Raw genomic sequence first — 3,688 nt, forward strand, 5'->3', positions numbered from 1 at the left:
GCCTTATCCAGTGCCTCTACAGGCTCTTGTGCGTGCTTATCAAACTGGTAGCTTTTAGGCCAGCCCATTTCTGCCGTTTTCAGTGTTTTCAATCGTGAATCAGCGATGATCTGCTCACATCCCGCATACTCTAAAACATGGCTATTATCTTGTACTTGGGCACGTATTTGGCCGCTGAACATCGCATTAATACTTCCGTTAGAAAGTATCTCTTCCCCATTAAAAGCGCTTCGACTCGACTCTGGCTCCAAAGTAATGTGCGTAATAGTTTCAAACTCACCACGTAACGTTTCCTTATAAAAAACGATGTCGTTGAGATGTTTGAGTTGAGGCAAAATTTCAGATGTTTTTTCAGCTAGATGTTGTTCAGAGAAGAAATCAGGTAAGGAATGGCCATCACTGATATTGTTGATAATCATATTGTTGTTTTTGGCATCAACAAGGGCTTGAGTTCTCAGTGGAACCCACACGATAAACCATGGTTTGTCTTTCTCGCCAAGCAAAGGTGCTAATTGCTTTTCGATACGTAACTTATCTGAACGATCGAATTCGTTCCATTTAGGGCGATACTTATCCCAGGGATTAAACACATCAGCAGCCCAAGTTTGTTGTAGCCACTGTTCCGACATAAAGAAGAAAGCTTCACCTAAGTGAAACAAGCTTTTCATACCTAACCCAAACTTGCCAACAGATGTTTTTGAAGCGGCTTTTGAGCTTTGTGCAATAGACAAGATCGCATCGCGATGCTCCTCTTCTAGAGGCGCATCATTGACAAAGAAAATCGCTGGAGCATTAAGCAGTTCATTATCGGCGTCTTTAAAACCTTGGCTCCAACCTATTGTTAAGGTATTTGCACCAGCATCATCGGCATTTTGAATGATCTCCTTAAGCACTGGAAAACCATTATCATAGCGATCGGTCAAATTATCTTTGATTTGGTTGATCACACCAATCGCATCTATTGAAGCACCTGCCATAGTTAGAACTCGCCTATTTGTATAATTAGAAAGAACAGAGAAAAGCCAAAGAGAACAAGCTAGGGTAACCTTTGGATGGCTTCCTAACTTATCATTTACGTCACATTACAATTAGATAGTGATTCTATCGCAACCACCAAAGTCAGGCTGGAATATCCAATATTCCAAACTAGGTGCGATGCTTTTGATAATAATACGATAGGCCTTACAAGACCTTGTTTGAAAGCACGTATCGGAATCGATTGGAGTAGGTAACAATGAATAGTGGCTACCTAGCTGAAGAGCGTCGGCACTAAAATAGATAAATGGCACACTACTAACACCTCATTTATCCAACAACTTCAATCCTATAAAAATACCAATAACAATACTCAATGTAGCCACAAGACCAGCAGCGGATAGCGCAGGTAATGCGACTAGTAACTGTGAATCATTTCCGCCGCCGGCCATAACTGCTCCCAATCCCATTAATGTTCCTGAAAAGAAATACTTAGTTAGCTGAATCAATGACACAAATTCAAACCTAAATGATTTCGTTACAAAAGCCGCTATGGCCATGCCAAGCACAAGAAAAAAGAATAAGTAGAACCTTTCAGATCTTGGCCAAGCAGCTCCATTTCCATTCCATACCGATAGCCCGACAGATTTTAACAACCCACTGGGAGTCCAATGAGGTTCATAAATAAATACTAGCCCTGCCATGACACCGATCCCCAGCATAGACAACCAAAGCTTACGAGTTTTAGTATCACTTTTTGAAGCAACAACAAGTAGTATTACTGATAAACCAATTAGTATCATTATGTGCAAAACGGGGGAGATTAAATATGCCTTCCCTGCTCTATCAGTAAAGAGATCAACGAATAAAAGCCATGACACCAGCCAACCTAGAATTGTTGCTACCATCATTACCTGACCTCGGGCAAAACGACTAATGGTCGATACTCCGCACCCGCCATTGAATGCCGCACCTAAACCAAAAATAAACCCTCCAAGAGCCGTCAATATCGTGGGAAAGTTACTATTCAAGCGAATAGGCTGCTCCAGAAAATATGCGATAGCTATTGCTAACCAAACAGACGACCCACTTAAAAGAATTGAGATTAAAAATACTGGTTTTCCGCTTGTCGCTTCTTTCACTCCTCGCACCATACAAAGCCCGGTAGTTTGGGCTAGAAAACCAATGACCGTGATGAAGAAAAGTGATAGAAGCAACATAGTTGTGCCTTAGGGGGTATTGAAAAGACATTACTAAACACTATAGTTAAGAATCTTCAATTCTTGGAAGAATTCGCCATGAACTCACAACTCATCAACTGACATGTCTCAAATGCACACAGCATCTATTCGGTACTTTAAACTAATAAACATTAAAAAGAGCAACTAACATGGATGTGAATCAATTCTCTAAATTAGTGGCTGAGGTTAACATGGGCAAACAACTGCCCAATGCGATTTACCTTCATAAAGATGCATTCAGTGCGCTACCTAATGCACTGATACAGTTCATTCCTGCCGTAGCAAAAGCCGTTAACTTAGATGAAGATGATTGGAACCTCGTTAAGCTGTTTAAAAAAGAGTTCCGTTTATCTCTTCTCCACTACCCTAATTTTTATACTGATTCCTATCCCGCATTAGAACAGAGCCTCAATGTCGACCTCTCTAAACTAAGCCACAAAATTACAGGTTATCGCGAATCTGAAAACCCACCGATCTTACATAGAAAAGAGACCATGGTTTTACCAACAAGTGAATATTACGAACATTTCGTTTCACTCACACAAGAAGGCGAGAATGCAGGCCTGTACGAAAACAGCCGTTTGATTGGTTTTAAACGTTCTTGGGAAAACCTAATAGCACGCAATGGTTACGAGCTTGTCGATGGTCGACTATTCCGATGCTCCTCTGTAACAACGCAAGAAGAAACTGGGATTGATAGGTACAGAACCGCCATCGTGCGTCATGAACTCTCCGCACCAATGAAGACTCTCGTTAAACATGGCTACTTAAAAGGCGAACACTCAATTTTCGATTATGGCTGTGGCCGCGGAGACGATTTAAGAGAGCTCGAAGCACATGGCCTCGATGCTCTGGGTTGGGATCCGAACTTTCAACCCGACAACGACAAATCCAGTTCTGATATCGTAAACATAGGGTTTGTTCTTAACGTAATAGAAGATCAAGATGACAGACTCGAAGCCCTACTAGACGCATGGGAGCTAGCAGACAAGTTTCTAGTGGTTTCTGTCATGCTGGCTAACGAAAACTACATTGCTCAGTTCAAACCTTATAAAGATGGGGTCATCACCTCTCGTAACACCTTCCAAAAATACTACGCGCAATCAGAGATCAAAGCGTACATAGAGAGAAGCTTACAAGAAGAAGCCATTACCGTCGCACCTGGTATTTTCTATATCTTCAAAGACAAATTGGAAGAGCAACAGTACCTGCAAAGTAAATACAAACGCCGCCACAAATGGCAGCAACTGACGTCACCAGAGCCTATTGAAGCCAAAGACAAAGCCAAACTGCTTATTACTCAACATCAAGACTTGTTTAATGACTTTTGGAACACCTGCTTAGAACTAGGGCGTATTCCTGCCAATGATGAATTTGAACAATCTGACAAAATTCTTGAGTTAATAGGCTCACACAGAAAAACCTTTAACTTACTGCAAGAGATGTTTGATACCAAAGAATTTAAACAAGCA

The 3,688-nt window shown here is 41.4% G+C and carries 3 protein-coding genes; 1 reads left to right on the forward strand and 2 read right to left on the reverse strand.

Annotated features, from left to right (window positions below):
- A partial coding sequence (locus AB4653_RS14035) for a sacsin N-terminal ATP-binding-like domain-containing protein (RefSeq protein ID WP_372104479.1) occupies window positions 1-977 on the reverse strand: 977 nt, incomplete at its 3' end.
- 324 nt (window positions 978-1,301) lie between these two features.
- Complete coding sequence (locus AB4653_RS14040) at window positions 1,302-2,195, reverse strand: YeeE/YedE thiosulfate transporter family protein (RefSeq protein ID WP_017104388.1); 894 nt, start codon at window positions 2,193-2,195, stop codon at window positions 1,302-1,304.
- A 170-nt stretch (window positions 2,196-2,365) separates the two neighbouring features.
- On the opposite strand from AB4653_RS14040, the gene AB4653_RS14045 reads away from it, so the two are divergent.
- A partial coding sequence (locus AB4653_RS14045) for a DNA phosphorothioation-associated putative methyltransferase (RefSeq protein ID WP_372104482.1) occupies window positions 2,366-3,688 on the forward strand: 1,323 nt, incomplete at its 3' end.

The organism is Vibrio sp. 10N.222.48.A3 (genome assembly GCF_041475345.1).
In the GTDB taxonomy this organism is placed as follows: Bacteria; Pseudomonadota; Gammaproteobacteria; order Enterobacterales; family Vibrionaceae; genus Vibrio; species Vibrio tasmaniensis_A.

What these genes read in the sequence shown, in the direction of transcription:
- AB4653_RS14040 (WP_017104388.1), bottom strand. Translation starts at nt 2,195, where the DNA reads ATGTTGCTTCTATCACTTTTCTTCATCACGGTCATTGGTTTTCTAGCC.